Here is a 17,390-nt window from a genome sequence, read left to right on the forward strand (position 1 = left end):
TTTGTTCTCTTAATTCTACGGACGGCGATGGTTGTGAAGGACACGTATTATAATGACAGCAAAGTAAATTCATTAATTCAGCGCGAACTTGATGAATTTATTCTGGATTACAAACATACGACCTACGCGTATGCTGTGATGAATAAGAAAGACCCTTCCCAAATGCGTATTATTAATAACAATCCGCAATGGTTTAACATTTATCTCGAGAATAAATATCAATTTATTGACCCAGTGATTGTCCGGTCTCTCAGCACCCTGGAGGATTTTTCATGGGACAGCGGGATGATGGTCTCTTCCGGGTATACGCTGAAGCGTATTTTTGACGAAGGTTCACTGCACAATATTGTGCAGGGGCATACTTATCCGCTCCACGACTATGTGAACAATCTTGCGGTGCTTTCGCTGATTAGCCATCAGCCTTCAGATGTTAACCTCACTGAAAACCGTGAGGCGGCGATCGCTTTCTTTATCAAGCTGCACCAAAAAATGCTGAATTTATACAGCGATATTCGGCAGAAAAAGAATGTTTTCTTGTCACCGCGTGAGCAGCAAATTTTGCAATGGGTCTATACCGGAAAAACCTATGGCGAGATTGCGACTATCTTGTCCATTACCGAGCGCACGGTGAAATTCCACATGGGCAATGCCATGAAAAAGCTTGGCGTTAACAATGCGCGTCACGCGGTTAAACTAAGTATCGAACTCAGGTTGTTGGATCTGGATGCCTGACCGACGAGCTTACAGGTTATTGAGCTGGGTGAGCGTCTCACGCAACCATGCGCTGTTTTTATCTTTATTAATAATATCTTCTATAACCTGTTGATTAGCAGGCATGTAAATATAATAAACCGCTTCGCCCTTTTCTGAGAGCCCCTTCTGCAGCACATCAACTTTCCAGTTGGCCTGACGGAAAATGGCGTACATTCCCCGACTTGTCACCGCGTGCATACCGGGATAGCCATTTTTCATGCAATACATAATCATCGCCAGAAATAATGCTTTACTGGCGGGTAGGGTGCGTAAATTACCTTCGTCACGACGATCTTTGTCGAGGAATAATCGGGTAATTTCACAGCATGGAATATCTTTTGGTAAACTAATGTTATTAAAATATTGATAAAATATTTCATCTGTCATTGTCGGATGTTTGGCATCAATAAAGCGTGCGCCGCAAAATAATTTACCTTCCAACATGCCCATTAAATAAGTTGTATTTGCGTTATCGAATTGATCTCTTTCCTGATTATCTTCACATTCCACTTTCCATTCGAGCCGTTCGTGAAATGTTTTTTTGCGTAACGCATACAATTCCCGGGCGAGACCGGGGTGTAAATCATTATGATTACTTATAAAAAATTCAATTGCAGAACACATCGCGTATCCCTGTATGTGGAGGTCCCCTGTACTTAAAGACAGCTTTTTTTTGCCTAAGGCCTTCTCTAAACTTAAAAAAATCCTGACCGGCCGCGCCAACACGCAAGCGGGTCAGGCGGTCAAAGACCTGAGCAACACCAAGGGAAATGTTCACAGATTATTATCTAGTACACCGATTTCCCGATGCACAAGATTGTAAGCACTTGTAATTTTACATTACAAAAAATAAAAATAAAGAAAATTAAGCCCCTGCATTTGCGGGGGCTTTTCTTTTATATCGATTAAGAAGCCTGCTCGTTCAATGCAGTTCCCTGCAATATGCTGCAATTCTCCGCGAAAATTTACTAACATAACGGCCTGCATGTGGGGTAAATATTTTATAACGCGGCGGGGCTGGGGTGCGTGAAAAGCGTACGGTATAACTGAATAGTAGCCGACTAATTTAAAAAGTGAACGGCTGATGCAGAGGAAAAATGAATTTTGTGAAGGAAAGAAAACTTTGTGAAAAATCAAAAGCAAAAAGCCCGCTTAAGTTTCCTTAAGCGGGCTTCTTAAATATGGCTCCTCTGACTGGACTCGAACCAGTGACATACGGATTAACAGTCCGCCGTTCTACCGACTGAACTACAGAGGAATCGTGTGAACGGGCCGCATATTAGCGAGGCCACACGGCCTTGTCAAAGCCTCCAAAGCGTCTTTTGTATCGTTTGCCGATAAAACAAGCAAAAATTGCCAGAAAACAGGCTCAGACATAACTTTACAGCACAAAGATTGCCAATCTTTCGCCAGCCGCTAAGATAAGCCGGGTTAAACAGTGAGGACCTGATGGTAAAACAGCGGCGTATAGGGATTTGGTTTCTTTGCCTGGCATGTGTTGTGGTACTGGTTTGTACCGCGCAGCGCATGGCGGGCCTGCACGCGTTGCAGATGGAAACCGCGGCCAGCGCCGTTGCTGCCCAGGCGGATAACCCGCAGGCTGACGCTGACTCGCCGGTCACGCCGTGCGAACTTAGCGCTAAATCATTATTGAGCGTGCCGCCAGTCTTGTTTGATGGGGCGTTGTTCGCACTTTGCCTGCTGCTTTCCTTATTGGCGCCCGTGCGTTCCACGCGAATGCCGTTTTCAGCTCCAAGAGCGACTTCACCTCCCACCCTCAGGGTACATCTTCGTTTCTGCGTCTTCCGTGAATGACAGACCGGCTGTTTCCGACAGTTAGTTAATCATTTATGGAGAAAAAACATGTTTATTCGCTTCAGGCAGGCGCTGCTGTGCCTGCTCATGCTTTGGTTGCCCGTGTCCTGGGCAGCAGAGTCAGTCTGGCTGCAATCGCCGGATAACGATCACGCCAGCGTCAGGCTGCGCGCAGATACCTCGGGCAGTAAAGAAACGCGTCTTTTACTGGACGTGAAGCTCGAAAAAGGATGGAAAACCTACTGGCGATCCCCAGGGGAAGGCGGCGTTGCGCCAGCTATTGCCTGGCAGGGTGAGATGCCCAAAGTAGAGTGGTTCTGGCCGACGCCTGCGCGTTTTGACGTCGCCGGGATCACGACCCAGGGCTACCACGATCGGGTCACCATTCCGATGGTGTTTCACGGCCCGTTGCCGGCGACTATCCGCGGCGTGCTGACGCTTTCTACCTGCAGCAACGTCTGCCTGCTGACCGATTATTCCTTTAGCGTCACGCCTTCCGCGGCAAATGCTCAGTTTGCCCATGATTTCGCTCAGGCGATGGGGCAGGTGCCGGTTGAAAGCGGATTGACCGACTCGCTCAAAGCCGATTATCGTCCGGGAAGCCTGGTAATTAATGCCGTGCGTGCCGGAGGCTGGACAAGTCCGGGCCTTTATCTTGACCCGCCGGAAGAGGCCGATCTTGGTAAGCCTGCGTTCCGCATCGACGGCGACTCGCTGCAGGCCACCGTACCGGTCAGCGACAGTTGGGGAGAAGGTGCGCCAGATTTGCGAGGGAAATCAGTCACCCTGGTGCTGGCCGACAACGGCATTGCTCAGCAAAACACGCTCACCATTGGTTCAGCACCCGCCGCGGCAGGGGGAAATGATGCCTTCCCGCTTTGGCAGGTCGTGCTGATGGCGCTGGTGGGCGGCCTAATCCTTAACCTGATGCCGTGCGTACTCCCGGTACTGGGCATGAAGCTGGGCTCTATTCTGCTGGTGCAGCAAAAAGACCGGGGCCTGGTGCGCCGCCAGTTTTTAGCCTCGGTGGCGGGGATCATCGCTTCATTTATGGCGCTGGCGCTGCTGATGACCGTCCTGCGGCTGACCAACCAGGCGCTGGGCTGGGGCATTCAGTTCCAGAACCCGTGGTTCATCGGTTTTATGGCGCTGGTGATGCTGGTGTTCAGCGCGAACCTGTTCGGCCTGTTTGAATTCAGGCTCTCTTCCAATATGAACACCCGGCTGGCAACGCAGGGCGGCAATGGCATGGCCGGGCATTTCTGGCAGGGCGCTTTCGCCACGCTGCTGGCGACGCCGTGTAGCGCGCCTTTCCTCGGCACGGCGGTGGCGGTGGCGCTCACGGCTTCTTACCCGGTGCTGTGGGGGCTGTTCCTGGCCTTAGGGCTGGGGATGAGTCTGCCGTGGCTGCTGATAGCGCTCCGTCCCGGTCTGGCGATGCGTTTGCCCCGCCCGGGCAAGTGGATGACCTGGCTGCGCCGCGTGCTTGGCCTGCTGATGTTAGGTTCGGCGATTTGGCTGGCAAGCCTGCTGCTGGTGCATTTCGGTGTTTCGACTAGCAAACCAGCGCAGGAAAATATCGCCTGGCAGCCGCTCAGCGAGCAGGCGATTCAGGACGCGCTGGCGCAGCATAAGCGCGTTTTTATTGATGTCACCGCTGACTGGTGCATTACCTGTAAAGCCAACAAATACAACGTGCTCAGCAAAGAGGACGTGCAGGCTGCACTACAGGCACCGGATGTGGTTGCCCTGCGCGGCGACTGGACGCTGCCGTCCCAGCAAATCACTGACTTTTTGAGAAGCCGCGGCCAGGTTGCCGTGCCGTTCAACCAAATTTATGGCCCAGGCCTGCCGGAAGGCAAAGTGCTGCCGACGCTGCTCTCCCGCGATTCGGTGCTGACAACCCTGGATGATGCCAAAGGAGCGAAACCATGAAATACGCTTTTATTCTAATCCTCTCGCTGTTCTCCGGCCTGGCGCTGGCGGCAAAAGAAGTCCCCGCGCCGTTTTCCGCCGATCAACAAAAGCAGCTGGAAGTGCTGATTGAACAGGCGTTGTTTAACGATCCGGCCAGTCCGCGATTTGGTGCTAAAAAGCCCGTGTTAACCCTCGTGAACTTCACCGATTACAACTGCCCGTACTGCAAACAGCTCGATCCGATGCTGGAAAAAATTGTGGAGAAATACCCGGATGTGGCGGTGATCGTGAAGCCGTTGCCGTTTAAAGGGGAAAGCTCCGTGCTGTCGGCGCGTACTGTCCTGACGACCTGGCGCCAGCATCCAGATCAGTTCCTGGCACTGCATGAAAAACTGATGCAGAAGAAGGGCTATCACGATGCGGCGAGCATTGCGGCTGCGGTTGAAAAGAGCGGGGCAACGCCGGTCACCCCGGATGAAAAAAGTATGGAAACCTTAAGCACCAACCTTCAGCTAGCGCGTATCGTGGGCGTGCAGGGCACACCAGCCACCATTATTGGCGATGAAATGATCCCTGGGGCGGTTCCGTGGGAAACGCTGGAAGAGGTAGTAAAAGAAAAACTGGCGGCTGCCCATGGCAAGTAAGCTGCGGCGCTGGCTGCGGGAAGGCTTAATTCTGCTGATTTTGCTGGCGGGGGTGATGCTGGTGATGGACTGGTGGCGTGCGCCCCAGTCCCCAGTGGCTTTTGATGCCACGCCGCTGCACACGCTGGACGGGCAGGATGTCACGCTCGGCGCGCTGAGCGCGGAACGCCCGCTGCTGGTCTATTTCTGGGCCAGCTGGTGCGCAGTTTGCCGTTTTACCACGCCGGACGTGGCGAAGCTGCAGGCTGAAGGGCAGAACGTGATAACCATTGCGCTACGCTCAGGTAATGAACGCGAGGTTTCCCGCTGGCTGGCGCGTAAAGGCGTCCAGTTCCCGGTGGTCAATGATGCCGATGGCGCCATTTCCCGCAGCTGGCAAATTGGCGTCACGCCGACATTCGTCATCGTCGATAAAGGCCAGGTCGTGTCCACTACCAGCGGCTGGACGAGCTACTGGGGAATGAAAATTCGCCTGTGGTGGGCCGGCGTGTGATTCATCGTGCCGGCTTATCACCGGCACGCAGTTTTTTCCTGAAATGCACCATCGCGGTGCATTTGTATCTCTTATGGGGCATAAGTAAGCCTCCTGTTTCGTTAATCCTCGTGGGGGCTTTATCAGTTTCTCTTATTATCCAGCCTGTTATCTCGTTTGCGCCGTAAACGAAAAATGTGGCAAGCATATTGCAAAACCTTTTACGACATCACAGCCATGACTGGCACTGGCATTCCGTAATAGGGGGCAAAATGAATTTAAGACGACTGAAGTACTTCGTAAAAATTGTTGATATTGGCAGCCTGACCCAGGCCGCAGAAGTACTGCACATCGCACAGCCGGCGCTCAGCCAGCAGGTTGCCACTCTGGAAGGGGAGCTGGATCAGCAGCTGTTGATCCGCACCAAACGCGGCGTCACGCCGACGGAAGCCGGGAAGATTTTGTATGCCCACGCGCGGACGATTCTGCGCCAGTGTGAGCAGGCTCAGCTGGCGGTGAATAACGTGGGCCAGACTATGCAAGGCCTCGTCTCGATTGGTCTTGCGCCGGGGATGGCGGCATCCTCTATTACCATGCCGCTGCTGCAGGCCGTGCGTGCCGAACTGCCGGATGTGCAGGTGTATTTGCATGAGAATAGCGGTTCACAGCTGAATGACAAACTGCTCAGCGGACAGCTTGATATGGCCGTGCTGTATGACCGCACGCCAACGGCGGGGCTGACCAGCCAGCCGCTGCTCAAAGAGGATTTGTTCCTCGTGGGCACCCGTGACTGTCCGGGTAACAGCGTTGATTTGTCGGACGTTGCCGCCATGAATCTTTTCCTGCCCCGCGACTACAGCGCGGTTCGCAAGCGCGTGGATGAGGCTTTCTCCCTGCGCCGCCTGACGGCAAAAATTATCGGCGAGATCGAATCTATTTCGACCTTAACTGCGGCTATTGCCAGCGGTATGGGCGTGACCGTGCTGCCGGAATCCGCCGCGCGTTCACTTGCCGATTCAGCCGGTGGCTGGATGGCACGCATTGCCAGCCCGTCGTTAAATTTACCGCTGTCGCTGAACCTGTCCGCACGTTTACCGCTTTCACCTCAGGCCCAGGCGGTAAAAGAAATTCTTATGTCTCTGGTCACCCGCCCGGCGCTGGAAAATCGCGAACTGATGCTGGTGGGCTAACTCCGCTTATTACTAAATGGAATAGGTTGCTGGTTTTTATTATTTGTCCCGCCGGGGCTGTGACTTTAACAATGGTGTAAAGAACAGTCACGATCCCGGGGGCGATGTGAATTTCCAGCAACTAAAAATAATCCGCGAGGCGGCGCGACGGGACTACAATCTCACCGAAGTCGCCAATATGCTTTTCACCTCTCAGTCTGGCGTCAGCCGCCATATTCGCGAGCTGGAAGAAGAGCTGGGGATTGAAATATTCATCCGCCGCGGCAAACGGTTATTAGGTATGACCGAACCGGGTAAAGCCCTGTTGGTGATTGCCGAACGTATTCTCAACGAAGCCAGCAACGTGCGTCGCCTGGCGGATCTTTTTACCAACGACACCAGCGGTGTCCTGACTATCGCCACCACCCACACACAGGCTCGCTATAGCCTACCGGTGGTGATCAAAGCCTTCCGCGCCTTATTCCCTGAAGTTCGCCTCGAGCTGATTCAGGGCACGCCTCAGGAAATCGAATCGCTGCTGCACAGCGGCGCGGCAGATATTGGCATCGCCAGCGAACGTCTGAGCACCGATCCTCTGGTGGTGGCCTACCCGTGGTTCCGCTGGTATCACAGCCTGCTGGTTCCGCAGGGACATCCGTTAATTCATACCAGCCCGCTCACGCTGGACGATATCAGTCGCTGGCCGCTGATCACTTACCGGCAGGGTATCACCGGGCGTTCTCGTATAGACGAAGCGTTTGCCCGGCGTGGTTTAACGGCTGATGTTGTGCTTAGCGCGCAGGATTCCGACGTGGTTAAAACCTACGTTGAACTCGGCCTGGGTATTGGGCTGGTGGCCGACCAGGCCAGTGGGGAAGAAGGGAGCCTGGTGCGGCTGGACACTCGCCACCTGTTTGACGCGAACACCGTCTGGCTCGGGATCCGCCGTGGGCAACTGCAGCGGAACTATGTCTGGCGCTTTATTGAGCTGTGTAACCCTGAGCTGTCGGTCGAGGAAATTAAGCGCCTGGCACTGGAGCCAGAAGAACCCGCCATCGATTATCAAATCTGATATTTCCCTGCCCTGAAAAGGGTAATTCAGTATTGTTAATGAAATATTAAATAATTAAATAAACCGGCGCGGGGTGAATTTATATTTACCTCGCGCTTGCTGTATTTAAAAAAATAGTGTTTGGCAAAGTATGGTTCCCCTAAAAATAGAATAAAAAAACGTTCCTTATCGCAAATCATCGATCAATCGCAAATCAATTAATAGCTTTCAGCTATCTATCTGGCCTGACCATAAGAAAAAACCGATCAAATTCATAAAGTTAATCTGAATATATCCGATAAGCCTGTACGAGGTGCTTCCATCCCTTTGTGCTATTTATTCTCTGTTGTTTAGGCGGCAGAGGATTTTGCGCATTCATAAAAATACGCTTCTCAAGGGAGAAAAAATGTCACTACATGATGTAAAAATTCGCAGCAAGTTAACGCTGACTATTGCTATTTTTATTGTGCTGATGGTCTTCAGCTCAGGGCTTTCTTTACTTAGCCTGAGCAGAGCAAATACCGGCATTCAAACCATTGTTAACGATGATTACCCGACGACCGTTAAAGCCAACGATCTGATTGATAGTTTCCAGGAGTTCGTGAATACGCAGCAGCTGATGCTGCTGGATGAAGCCGGTGTATTTCGTCAGAAGTCGGAAAAACATCTTGCGGAGATCAGTGCGCATATTACAGCGCTGCTGGCGGACCTGAACAAATCCAGTACCGACGCTGCGTCACAAAAAGCGCTGCGGGAGCTGGCCGATATTCGTAAACAGTATCTGGACTCGCGTTTCCGTATTTTACAGGCGGTGCAACAAAACGATCGCGCCGCCGCGCTGCAGGAAATGATGGCCACCACCATCCAGATTCAGGAAAAATATAAAGATAAGGTGCAAGAGCTTATCGTTATCCAGAATCAAAAAATGTCCGCTGCTGGCCAGCAGGTTGATAAAGATTACCACTCTAACCGGTTGGTCACTGTGCTTCTGACTTTGCTGAGTATCGCCCTGGGTAGCCTCATCGGTATGTTTGTGGTGCGCTCTATTACTCGCCCGCTGGTTCGCGCCGTTGAATTTGCCGGGGCGATTGCCGAAGGCGACCTTACGGGCAGTATCACGGTTACCCATAAAGATGAAACAGGCGAACTGCTGCAGGCGCTGATGAGCATGAAAGTCCGCCTGCAAGAGATTGTCCATCAGGTTCAGCAGGGATCGGAAACTATCTCTTCTGCCGCCGCGCAAATTGTCGCCGGGAACCAGGATCTTGCGGCTCGCACCGAAGAGCAGGCCAGCTCCGTAGAGGAAACGGCGGCTTCCATGGAGCAGATCACCTCCACGGTGAAAAACACCTTTGACCACACCAACGAGGCAACCAAGCTCTCTTCCGAAGCCGCAACGGTGGTGAAAAACAACGGCCAGATGATGTCTCAGGTCACCAGCAAAATGCGCGTGATTAATGAAACCTCCAACCGTATGTCGGACATCATTAACCTCATCGACTCCATCGCGTTCCAGACTAACATTCTGGCGCTGAATGCGGCGGTGGAAGCGGCTCGTGCCGGGGAGCATGGCCGTGGTTTTGCCGTGGTTGCCGGGGAAGTTCGCCAGCTGGCGCAAAAAAGTGCTTCATCTGCGAGCGAGATCAGAAGCCTGATTGAGAACTCAACCACCCAGACTCGCGAGGGCATGGGGCTGGTGGAAAAAGCGAATGCCCAGATTGCCGGTATGATCGAAAACGTGCAGGAAATGAACACCATCCTCGGGGAGATCAAACAGGCCAGCCAGGAGCAAACGGATGGCATTTCCCAGATCAACAGCGCCATTGGCATGATTGATTCCACCACCCAGCAAAACTCCGCGCTGGTGGAAGAATCGGTTGCCGCCGCGGCATCTCTGAATGACCAGGCGAAGCAGCTGCGTGACCTGGTGCGGGTGTTCCGCCTGCAGTAATTCAGCTTTCCTTCTCAAAGCCAGCGTTAGCTGGCTTTTTTCATTTCTACGCACGGTTTTTATCTCCGGCATGACAACGCCACTCATTATTGTTATGTTATAACATATCAATAATAGCTGCGCAGTCAGTAAGGAGTTGCAATGTCATCGTTAACACAGGCCCACAATCGGCCAAAGAAACTGCCCGTTACCGTGCTGTCCGGTTTTTTGGGTGCCGGTAAAACCACTCTGCTGAATCATATTTTAAATAACCGGGAAGGGCGGCGGGTGGCGGTGATCGTCAACGATATGTCCGAGGTGAATATTGACGCTGCGCTGGTGCGTGAAGGCGGTTCAAGCCTGACGCGCACCGATGAAAAGCTGGTGGAGATGAGCAACGGCTGCATTTGCTGCACCCTGCGTGAAGATCTGCTGGTGGAAATCAGCCAGCTTGCCCGGGAAGGGCGTTTCGATAACCTGGTCATCGAATCTACCGGTATTTCTGAACCGCTGCCCGTGGCGGAAACGTTCACCTTTGTGGACGACAAGGGGGAAAGCCTGTCCGATATCGCCCGGCTCGACACCATGGTGACGGTGGTGGACGGCTTTAACTTCCTTCGGGATTATGAATCCTACGACAGCATTCAGTCTCGCGGCGAGTCCATGGGCGAAGGGGACGAGCGCACCGTGGTCGACCTGCTGATTGACCAGATAGAATTTTGCGACGTGCTTGTACTCAACAAAACGGATCTTATTGGCGACGCGGAGAAACGCCGCCTGATGTCCGTGCTGCATTCCCTTAACCCACGCGCAAAAATCATCACTTCGGCGTTTAGCCAGGTTAGCCTTGACCAGGTTCTGGATACCGGGCTGTTTGACTTCGATGCCGCCGCTCAGGCGCCGGGCTGGCTAAAAGAGCTGCGCGGCGAACATACGCCGGAAACCGAAGAATACGGCATTCGTAATTTTGTTTTTCGTGCCCGGCGTCCCTTCCACCCGGCGCGTTTCCAGATGGTGACCGACGGCGGTCTGAAAGGCGTTATTCGCTCCAAAGGCTTTTTCTGGCTGGCAAGTCGCCCTCAGCATGCCGGATCCTGGTCCCACGCGGGCGGCGTGATGCGCCAGGGGCTGGCAGGGATGTGGTGGGCCAGCATTCCCCGTGAACAGTGGCCGCAGGATGCCGACAGCCTCCGGCACATTTTAAAGCACTGGGAAGACGGTATTGGCGATGCGCGCCAGGAGATTGTTTTCATCGGCATTGATATGGACGAGGCGAGCCTGCGCGAGAAGCTGGAGTATGCCTTACTCACCGATGCCGAAATGGCAGAAGGGCCTAAAGCCTGGGCACGGTATTACGATCCGATTGATGCCTGGTTCGACTGACTGAAGCCCGGCTGCCCGTTGGCAGGCAACCGGGCAACCTGGCCTAGTGCAGCTCTACGGCGTAGTCATCCACCGGGGTGATTTTCTTGATCAGCTTGTTATCAAACAGGAACTGTTCGTAGGCCTGGTAGCGGGCGCGGTCGAGTTTAGCCGGGTCAGTTGCAAACAGCGGCAGGCTTGCCTGCCAGGCCTGCTTATTCAGCTCGGTATTCAGCTCCGCATGGGCTTTGGCAAAGGCCTGCCAGGTTTCCTGCGGATGTGCCTGCAGGTACTCGTTGCCTTTTTTCAGCGCGGCGAAGAATTTTTTGATCTTCGGTTCATTCGCCGTTTTACGATTCGCCACAAAAATCAGCTCATCGTAGGCGGGGACGCCGTAGTCCTCGACGTTAAACACCACCGGGGGTTTACCCTGAAGCTTCAGCTCGATCGCTTCGATATTGCGGTAGCCGCCGATCACCGCATCCACCTGGCCCGCCAGCAGAGCGCTGGTGAGCTGGAAGTTGACGTTGATGAGCTTCATCTCTTCCGGTTTGACGTGCTCATGCTCAAGCAGGGTGGCAAGCGTCGCCTGCTCGATACCGCTGACGGAATAGCCGATTTTTTTGCCTTTAAGATCCGCTGGTGATTTGATGGTCTGATCCAGCGTCATCACCGTATTCAGCGGGGTGTTAATCAGCGTCCCGACGCGCACCAGCGGCAGCCCCTGATCGGCAAAGAAATGCAGCTGTGGTTGGTAGGTAATGGCCAGATCGGCCTGCCCGGCGGCAACCAGGCGCGGCGGCAACGCCGGGTCAGACGGCGGGATGATCTTCACGTCCAGCCCTTCGGCCTTAAAAGCGCCAATTTGTTCGGCCACCATAATGGGCGCGTGATCGGGGTTAATGTACCAGTCCAGCACCAGGGTCAGCTTTTCAGCGGCGGAGGCCTGAGCGGCAAAGGCGGCGGTGAGCAGCAGGCCACACAGCGTTTTTTTCATCTTCTTAATTCCTTAATTAAGGCGGTTATTCGTTGTTTTCAGGCGACCAGACAATCAGCCGCCGCAGCAGGGCATCGACCGCCAGCCAAAGCAGGACGGTCATCAGGACTAAAATAAACAGCGCGGCAAAGCAGACGTCGGTTTGCATGCGGGCGTTGGCGTTCAGCATGACGTAGCCCAGCCCTTCGGCAGAGCCCACCCATTCGCCAATAATTGCCCCGATGGGGGCGACGGCGGCGGCCATGCGCAGCCCCGAGCCAAAAGCAGGCAGCGCCGCCATCAACCGGACGTGCCTCAGCTGCGCCCAGCGTGAAGCCCCCATCGTGCGGGCCAGATCCAGATAGTCGTTATTCACCCGGCGCAGTCCGTCAAAGAACGACGACACCACCGGGAAGAAAATCACCAGCACCGCCATCGCCACTTTGGCGCTCATGCCAAAGCCGAACCACAGCACCAGCAGCGGTGCGAGGGCAAACACCGGGATTGCCTGACTGGTGAGTACCAGCGGCATCAGCCAGCGCTGGAGGCGGGGGGAAAACATCATGCCTAGCGCCAGGCCTGCACCGAGAAGTACGCCCAGAATTAGCCCGCTGATAATCTCCGAGGCGGTGACCAGCGTGTGCCAGGCGAGATAATCGCGGCCATCCCATAACGCCTGTGCCACCGAAGCGGGAGAGGGCAAAAGAAAGGCGGGAATATTGCCGAGGGCAAGCAGATACCAAAGTAGCAGCAGCCCGGCAAAGACGGTCAGCCCGCGGCGCAGGCGTGTAGCAGGGGTGTCTGAAGTCAGCTTCATTCGGCGGCCCTGATCAACTGTTGCAGCAGCCCGGCCTGGCTTTGGAGTAGATCTACATCGTCCGGCACGCGGGGCGGCTGCCCGGCAATAACATGCGTATCGTCGATGCCCGCAGGCCAGCGGGAGAGCACCAGCAGGCGGTGGCTGAGCCGACAGGCTTCCATCGGATCGTGAGTGATCAGCAGCACGGTATTTTTTGCCAGCAGCCTGGCCGCCAGGTCCTGAATGGCCGTGCGGGTGATGGCATCCAGCGCCGAAAACGGCTCATCCATCAGCACTATCGGGCGCTTTTCGTAAAGCGTCCTGGCGATGGCGGCACGTTGCCTCATCCCGCCCGATAGCGAAGCTGGCAGGGCTTTGGCATAGCCAGCCAGCCCGACCTGCTCAATCAAATGTTCCGTCCATTGTCTGTCGACCGCCTCACCACGCAGGCGAGCTCCGAGGGCCACGTTCTGCTCAATGTTGAGCCACGGGTAGAGCAAATCTTTCTGCCCCATCCAGGCGATACGCCCGGCAACCGGCAGACCGTCGCTGCAGGTCACGCTTCCGCCACTGGCCTGCGCCAGCCCGGCGATAATCTTTAGCAGGCTGGTTTTACCGGCCCCGCTCGCGCCCAGCAGGGCAACGAAGCTGCTGCCGGGAATATCAAAATTCAGCCGCTCAAAAATGGTCTGCTGGCCAAAGCGCAGGCTGAGATCGCGCACCTGAATGCCCGGCGAAGTCGCGCTGTCGGTCATGAGGCATTCAGCCCCATCTGCCAGAACGCGGATTCAAGCTGCGTCGCGGTGGTAAAAATCTGTGATAGCTCTGAGAAACGGCTTTCCGCGCCACGCTGGTGGCCTACGTTTTCGAGCAACTGCACAGCGGCCCGCACGCCGGTGAGGTAGCCTTCATCGCCATAGTTACGGATCCAGTTCGCGTAGGGATTGCCTGCCATCACCGTGTCGGGGCTATGCAGCAGGCCAAGGCCGATTTCTGCATATCCGGCCACGCAGGGCAGCAGCGCAGCCAGCAGATCGAGCGCGTCGCCTGAATGGCCAATATCCAGCACGTAACGGGTGTAATTCATGGTTTCTGGCGCTTCCGCCTCGGCCACTATTTGCGCTTCGTCCAGGCCCCAGCTTCGACAGTAAGCCACATGGAGCGGCAGCTCGGAGACAATGGCATTCAGCGATGCGGTCGCGGTGCGCATTTCTGGCAGCGTGCGAAGTTTGCTGACCAGCAGGGCGTAGGCGCGGGCAAAATGAATCAGGAAAAGATAATCCTGGGTCAGATAGCGCTTGAATGCGGCTTCAGGCAGCGTGCCGACAGCAAGCTGCTGCAGAAAAGGGTGATCGACGTAATCCTGCCAGTGCTGGCCGGCCTGCTCGCGCAGTCGTCCGTAAAGACCGTTTTCGAAAAGTGGGGTGTACATGGGACCTCCTGGGTAAGTGGAGATCCGGGCGCGCAGAGGTATGAACAGACAATAACAGAGCTGTGATTGCCGACCGTCCCTTCGCTGGCATGACCCAGATCAGGTTCAAAGGGTTCGGCTTACGCCATCTCAGCCCATACAGGACACCCCTCGGAGGTGCCTGTTATACGACATTTACTTTTTGATTACAATCGCCGGGCGCTGTGTCTGACCTTGCTGAAAGCGACGATCCGTTTAGTGCGGTATCGCAATATTTTGCTGGCACTCGGGGCGGGAATTTTGTCACTGTAGGCCGGTTACCTACGAGTCTAAGGATGATATCCGATGAAAAAGATTGGCTTTCTCTCGTTTGGCCACTGGTCGCCTGCCGCCCAGTCCGGCACGCACTCTGCGGCGGATACGCTGCTGCAGTCCATCGATCTTGCCGTTGCTGCAGAAGAGCTTGGCGCGGACGGCGCTTACTTCCGCGTGCACCATTTTGCTCGTCAGCTAAGCTCGCCTTTCCCGCTGCTGGCGGCCATCGGGGCAAAAACCAAACGCATTGAAATCGGCACCGGCGTGATCGATATGCGCTATGAAAATCCGCTTTACATGGTGGAGGACGCGGGGGCGGCGGACTTGATATCCGGGGGCCGCCTGCAGCTTGGAATTAGCCGTGGCTCGCCGGAGCAGGTGATCGACGGCTGGCGATATTTTGGCTATGTGCCGGGCGAAGGAGAGACCGAAGCCGATATGGCGCGCCGTCATACCGAAGTGTTCCTCGAGGCGCTGAAAGGGGACGGTTTTGCCGAACCTAACCCGCAGCCGATGTTTCCTAATCCGCCGGGGTTGCTGCGTCTGGAGCCGTTTTCTGCCGGGCTGCGGGAGCGAATCTGGTGGGGAGCCAGCTCCAACGCGACTTCGGAGTGGGCCGCGAAGTTAGGGATGAACCTGCAAAGCTCCACGCTGAAAACCGATGAATCCGGCGAGCCGTTTCATATCCAGCAGGCGAAGCAAATCCGTGCTTATCGGGCCGCGTGGAAAGAGGCGGGCCATACGCGTGAGCCACGCGTTTCCGTCAGCCGCAGCATCTTCGCGTTAATGGACCAGCGCGACCGCAACTACTTCGGCGGCAGCGGCAAAGAAGGCGATCAGGTTGGCTACATCGAGCCACAAACCCGGGCCATTTTCGGCTGCAGCTATGCCGCTGAACCGGAACTGCTCATTAAGCAACTGGCGCAGGATGAAGCGATTGCTGAAGCCGACACGCTGCTGTTAACCGTGCCAAACCAGCTGGGCGTGGATTATAACGCGCACGTCATCGAATCTATTCTGAAGCACGTTGCACCAGAGTTGGGCTGGCGCTAAATAAAACAGGGAAAAGGTCATGCTATGAGCGAGGATTTTTACTGGATTAATGAGCCAAAAGTCTGGCAAGAAGGCGACGGCGGGCTGACGGTTGTCACCGATGAACAAACCGACTTCTGGCGCAAAACATGGTACGGGTTTGAGCGTTTCTCCGGCCATTTTTATGGCTGCAACGTGCGGGGGGATTTTACTTTCCAGGTGAAGGTCAAAGCTGAATTTAGCGCACTCTACGACCAGGCCGGCATCATGCTGCTGGGGGATGAATCCCACTGGCTAAAAGCGGGCATCGAGTTTAACGACGACGCGCCTGCCATTGGCAGCGTGCTGACGCAGGGCCACTCCGACTGGGCAACCGGCGTCTTTCCCGGTCAAGCAAATCTGTTCTGGATGCGCCTGACCCGAAAAGGGGACAGCCTGCGGCTGCAGTATTCCGTTGACGGCAAAAGCTGGCCGCTGCTGAGACTGGCGCATTTCCCCGGATTCGACGCATGCAGGGTAGGCGTGATGTGCTGCACCCCGCAGCGTGGCGGGCTGGCGGTGAACTTCGAAGAAATGATGCTGAGTGCCGCGCTGGATAAAGGACTGCACGATTTAAGTTAATCAGCCGTTTAGTCGGGCGGCGCCCCGCCAGACATTTGCCAGCAGGGTTTCTCCTGGCGGGGACAAAGCCGGTAACGGGGCAAATGTTTTTCCGTTGGGCATTGAAAATAAAGTGCAAACGCTTCGCGCTTCATTCAGCCCGGTATAATTCGTAGTATATTGTGAGTATTGATGGTTATCAGGTGCTCTTCATGTCTTACTCCATCGGCGAATTTGCCCGGCTCTGCGGGATAAACGCCACCACGCTCCGTGCCTGGCAGCGTCGTTACGGCCTGCTCAAGCCGATGCGAACTGATGGCGGTCATCGGCAGTACAGCGACGAAGATATCCAGCAGGCGCTTAACATTCTCGACTGGGTGAAAAAAGGGGTGCCGGTCAGCCAGGTTAAACCGCTGCTGGCCCGGCCTGAAACGCGCCGGGCGAACAACTGGCTTGGCCTGCAGGAGAGTATGTTGCAGCGGCTGAATGAGGGGAAAATCGAATCTCTTCGCCAGCTTCTCTACGATGCAGGCCGGGAATATCCGCGCGCGGAACTGGTGACGGAAGTGTTGCGCCCGCTGCGCAGTAAAGTCTCGGCTAACGTACCGGCCATCATGACCCTGCGCGAAATTCTCGACGGCATCATTATCGCCTACACCTCGTTTTGCCTTGAAGGGGATAAAAGAGCGCCCGGTGACAACTGCCTGATTACCGGCTGGCATCTGAGTGACCCCTGCGAAATCTGGCTGGAGGCGCTCAGGCGAACCGGCCAGGGACACCGCATCGACGTGCTTCCCGTTCCGCCTGCCGTCCTTGCCCTGGAAATCTTTCCCGATCGAAAATGGCTGCTGGTCACCTCCGGTAAGCTGACGGCGACACGTAAAAAGCAGCTTGAACTCTGGCAGCAGCAGGGCGCTACGCTCGAGGTCATTCCCCTCTAGGCCCGTTTTCCCCTCCACAATATCCTCCTCCAGCGGCCCGCTGAAAACGCGGTGGGCCGAGCTGTGCTATCAAAAAATGAAAATCTACTGCATCGCTTGCCTGTTTGTAATTAATTGAAATTGTTATCTTTTTGAAAATATCACAATCAAAACTTGGACAAATCTAAGTATTTGTGCAAGTTTTAATTATACGATAACGTCAG

17 protein-coding genes, 1 tRNA gene and 1 riboswitch are annotated in these 17,390 nt (G+C 54.9%); of the genes, 12 read left to right on the forward strand and 6 right to left on the reverse strand.

All coding sequences use genetic code 11. The features are described from left to right. Positions 1-27 precede the first annotated feature (27 nt). Positions 28-732, forward strand: a complete 705-nt coding sequence (locus WFK85_RS05380) for a LuxR C-terminal-related transcriptional regulator (RefSeq protein ID WP_166991390.1) — start codon at positions 28-30, stop codon at positions 730-732. Positions 733-741: 9 nt separating this feature from the next. Here WFK85_RS05380 and WFK85_RS05385 read toward each other — a convergent pair whose 3' ends face one another. Together WFK85_RS05385 and WFK85_RS05390 are read right to left on the reverse strand one after the other, a co-directional pair. Then, positions 742-1,377 (reverse strand): acyl-homoserine-lactone synthase, encoded by a 636-nt coding sequence (locus tag WFK85_RS05385; RefSeq protein ID WP_008457988.1) that lies wholly within the window; start codon positions 1,375-1,377, stop codon positions 742-744. Between the two features lie 558 nt (positions 1,378-1,935). Further along, positions 1,936-2,011: transfer RNA gene (locus WFK85_RS05390), tRNA-Asn, on the reverse strand. A gap of 191 nt (positions 2,012-2,202) precedes the next feature. Here WFK85_RS05390 and WFK85_RS05395 point away from each other — a divergent pair. The 8 genes from WFK85_RS05395 to zigA all read left to right on the forward strand — a co-directional run bounded on the left by WFK85_RS05395 (position 2,203) and on the right by zigA (position 11,134). Next, a complete protein-coding gene (locus WFK85_RS05395; RefSeq protein WP_034808929.1) occupies positions 2,203-2,568 on the forward strand; it encodes a hypothetical protein in 366 nt (121 codons plus the stop codon). Between the two features lie 48 nt (positions 2,569-2,616). Further along, on the forward strand, positions 2,617-4,503 hold the full coding sequence (locus WFK85_RS05400; protein WP_336707538.1) for a protein-disulfide reductase DsbD family protein: 1,887 nt from the start codon (positions 2,617-2,619) through the stop codon (positions 4,501-4,503). Then, positions 4,500-5,129 (forward strand): DsbA family protein, encoded by a 630-nt coding sequence (locus WFK85_RS05405; RefSeq protein WP_008457994.1) that lies wholly within the window; start codon positions 4,500-4,502, stop codon positions 5,127-5,129. The genes WFK85_RS05400 and WFK85_RS05405 overlap by 4 nt, the downstream gene beginning before the upstream one ends. Further along, a complete protein-coding gene (locus tag WFK85_RS05410) occupies positions 5,119-5,622 on the forward strand; it encodes a protein disulfide oxidoreductase (RefSeq protein WP_008457996.1) in 504 nt (167 codons plus the stop codon). Before WFK85_RS05405 ends, WFK85_RS05410 begins: the two co-directional genes overlap by 11 nt. Positions 5,623-5,873: 251 nt before the next feature. After that, positions 5,874-6,791, forward strand: a complete 918-nt coding sequence (gene nac, locus WFK85_RS05415; RefSeq protein ID WP_336707540.1) for a nitrogen assimilation transcriptional regulator NAC — start codon at positions 5,874-5,876, stop codon at positions 6,789-6,791. A 106-nt stretch (positions 6,792-6,897) separates the two neighbouring features. Next, positions 6,898-7,842 (forward strand): HTH-type transcriptional regulator Cbl, encoded by a 945-nt coding sequence (gene cbl / locus WFK85_RS05420; RefSeq protein WP_008458004.1) that lies wholly within the window; start codon positions 6,898-6,900, stop codon positions 7,840-7,842. A gap of 385 nt (positions 7,843-8,227) precedes the next feature. Further along, the gene (locus WFK85_RS05425) at positions 8,228-9,772 is read left to right on the forward strand and encodes a methyl-accepting chemotaxis protein (protein WP_008458007.1); all 1,545 of its coding nucleotides are present in this window, start codon (positions 8,228-8,230) and stop codon (positions 9,770-9,772) included. Between the two features lie 141 nt (positions 9,773-9,913). Beyond that, the gene (gene zigA, locus WFK85_RS05430) at positions 9,914-11,134 is read left to right on the forward strand and encodes a zinc metallochaperone GTPase ZigA (protein ID WP_008458009.1); all 1,221 of its coding nucleotides are present in this window, start codon (positions 9,914-9,916) and stop codon (positions 11,132-11,134) included. 43 nt (positions 11,135-11,177) lie between these two features. Here zigA and WFK85_RS05435 read toward each other — a convergent pair whose 3' ends face one another. Genes WFK85_RS05435 through WFK85_RS05450 form a run of 4 tightly spaced genes read right to left on the reverse strand, consistent with a single transcriptional unit; the run spans position 11,178 to position 14,320 of the window. Further along, on the reverse strand, positions 11,178-12,110 hold the full coding sequence (locus tag WFK85_RS05435; RefSeq protein ID WP_166991404.1) for an ABC transporter substrate-binding protein: 933 nt from the start codon (positions 12,108-12,110) through the stop codon (positions 11,178-11,180). A gap of 25 nt (positions 12,111-12,135) precedes the next feature. Next, a complete protein-coding gene (locus WFK85_RS05440; RefSeq protein ID WP_166991407.1) occupies positions 12,136-12,906 on the reverse strand; it encodes an ABC transporter permease subunit in 771 nt (256 codons plus the stop codon). Next, positions 12,903-13,643: an ATP-binding cassette domain-containing protein gene (locus WFK85_RS05445; protein ID WP_166991410.1), complete on the reverse strand. Its 741-nt coding sequence runs from the start codon at positions 13,641-13,643 to the stop codon at positions 12,903-12,905. Before WFK85_RS05445 ends, WFK85_RS05440 begins: the two co-directional genes overlap by 4 nt. Further along, a complete protein-coding gene (locus WFK85_RS05450; RefSeq protein ID WP_008458016.1) occupies positions 13,640-14,320 on the reverse strand; it encodes a TenA family protein in 681 nt (226 codons plus the stop codon). The genes WFK85_RS05445 and WFK85_RS05450 overlap by 4 nt, the downstream gene beginning before the upstream one ends. A 59-nt stretch (positions 14,321-14,379) precedes the next feature. Then, a riboswitch (TPP riboswitch) is annotated at positions 14,380-14,481 on the reverse strand. A gap of 163 nt (positions 14,482-14,644) precedes the next feature. On the opposite strand from WFK85_RS05450, the gene WFK85_RS05455 reads away from it, so the two are divergent. From WFK85_RS05455 to WFK85_RS05465, 3 genes are all read left to right on the forward strand, one after another. After that, on the forward strand, positions 14,645-15,667 hold the full coding sequence (locus WFK85_RS05455) for an LLM class flavin-dependent oxidoreductase (RefSeq protein ID WP_336707546.1): 1,023 nt from the start codon (positions 14,645-14,647) through the stop codon (positions 15,665-15,667). A 24-nt stretch (positions 15,668-15,691) separates the two neighbouring features. Then, positions 15,692-16,267 carry a DUF1349 domain-containing protein gene (locus WFK85_RS05460; protein WP_166991416.1) on the forward strand — a complete coding sequence of 192 codons (576 nt, stop codon included), beginning with the start codon at positions 15,692-15,694 and terminating at the stop codon, positions 16,265-16,267. A 191-nt stretch (positions 16,268-16,458) separates the two neighbouring features. Further along, the gene (locus WFK85_RS05465; protein WP_166991419.1) at positions 16,459-17,187 is read left to right on the forward strand and encodes a MerR family transcriptional regulator; all 729 of its coding nucleotides are present in this window, start codon (positions 16,459-16,461) and stop codon (positions 17,185-17,187) included. Positions 17,188-17,390: the final 203 nt, after the last annotated feature.

It is taken from the genome of Cedecea sp. VD22 (assembly GCF_037150195.1).
Classification (GTDB): Bacteria; Pseudomonadota; Gammaproteobacteria; order Enterobacterales; family Enterobacteriaceae; genus Cedecea.

Excerpts from the sequence above, each read along its gene's own strand:
- WFK85_RS05380 (WP_166991390.1), top strand. The coding sequence starts at position 28 with ATGGTTGTGAAGGACACGTATTATAATGACAGCAAAGTAAATTCATTA.
- WFK85_RS05385 (WP_008457988.1), bottom strand. The coding sequence starts at position 1,377 with ATGTGTTCTGCAATTGAATTTTTTATAAGTAATCATAATGATTTACAC.
- WFK85_RS05395 (WP_034808929.1), top strand. The coding sequence starts at position 2,203 with ATGGTAAAACAGCGGCGTATAGGGATTTGGTTTCTTTGCCTGGCATGT.
- WFK85_RS05400 (WP_336707538.1), top strand. The coding sequence starts at position 2,617 with ATGTTTATTCGCTTCAGGCAGGCGCTGCTGTGCCTGCTCATGCTTTGG.
- WFK85_RS05405 (WP_008457994.1), top strand. The coding sequence starts at position 4,500 with ATGAAATACGCTTTTATTCTAATCCTCTCGCTGTTCTCCGGCCTGGCG.
- WFK85_RS05410 (WP_008457996.1), top strand. The coding sequence starts at position 5,119 with ATGGCAAGTAAGCTGCGGCGCTGGCTGCGGGAAGGCTTAATTCTGCTG.
- nac (WP_336707540.1), top strand. The coding sequence starts at position 5,874 with ATGAATTTAAGACGACTGAAGTACTTCGTAAAAATTGTTGATATTGGC.
- WFK85_RS05425 (WP_008458007.1), top strand. The coding sequence starts at position 8,228 with ATGTCACTACATGATGTAAAAATTCGCAGCAAGTTAACGCTGACTATT.
- zigA (WP_008458009.1), top strand. The coding sequence starts at position 9,914 with ATGTCATCGTTAACACAGGCCCACAATCGGCCAAAGAAACTGCCCGTT.
- WFK85_RS05435 (WP_166991404.1), bottom strand. The coding sequence starts at position 12,110 with ATGAAAAAAACGCTGTGTGGCCTGCTGCTCACCGCCGCCTTTGCCGCT.
- WFK85_RS05440 (WP_166991407.1), bottom strand. The coding sequence starts at position 12,906 with ATGAAGCTGACTTCAGACACCCCTGCTACACGCCTGCGCCGCGGGCTG.
- WFK85_RS05445 (WP_166991410.1), bottom strand. The coding sequence starts at position 13,643 with ATGACCGACAGCGCGACTTCGCCGGGCATTCAGGTGCGCGATCTCAGC.
- WFK85_RS05450 (WP_008458016.1), bottom strand. The coding sequence starts at position 14,320 with ATGTACACCCCACTTTTCGAAAACGGTCTTTACGGACGACTGCGCGAG.
- WFK85_RS05455 (WP_336707546.1), top strand. The coding sequence starts at position 14,645 with ATGAAAAAGATTGGCTTTCTCTCGTTTGGCCACTGGTCGCCTGCCGCC.
- WFK85_RS05460 (WP_166991416.1), top strand. The coding sequence starts at position 15,692 with ATGAGCGAGGATTTTTACTGGATTAATGAGCCAAAAGTCTGGCAAGAA.
- WFK85_RS05465 (WP_166991419.1), top strand. The coding sequence starts at position 16,459 with ATGTCTTACTCCATCGGCGAATTTGCCCGGCTCTGCGGGATAAACGCC.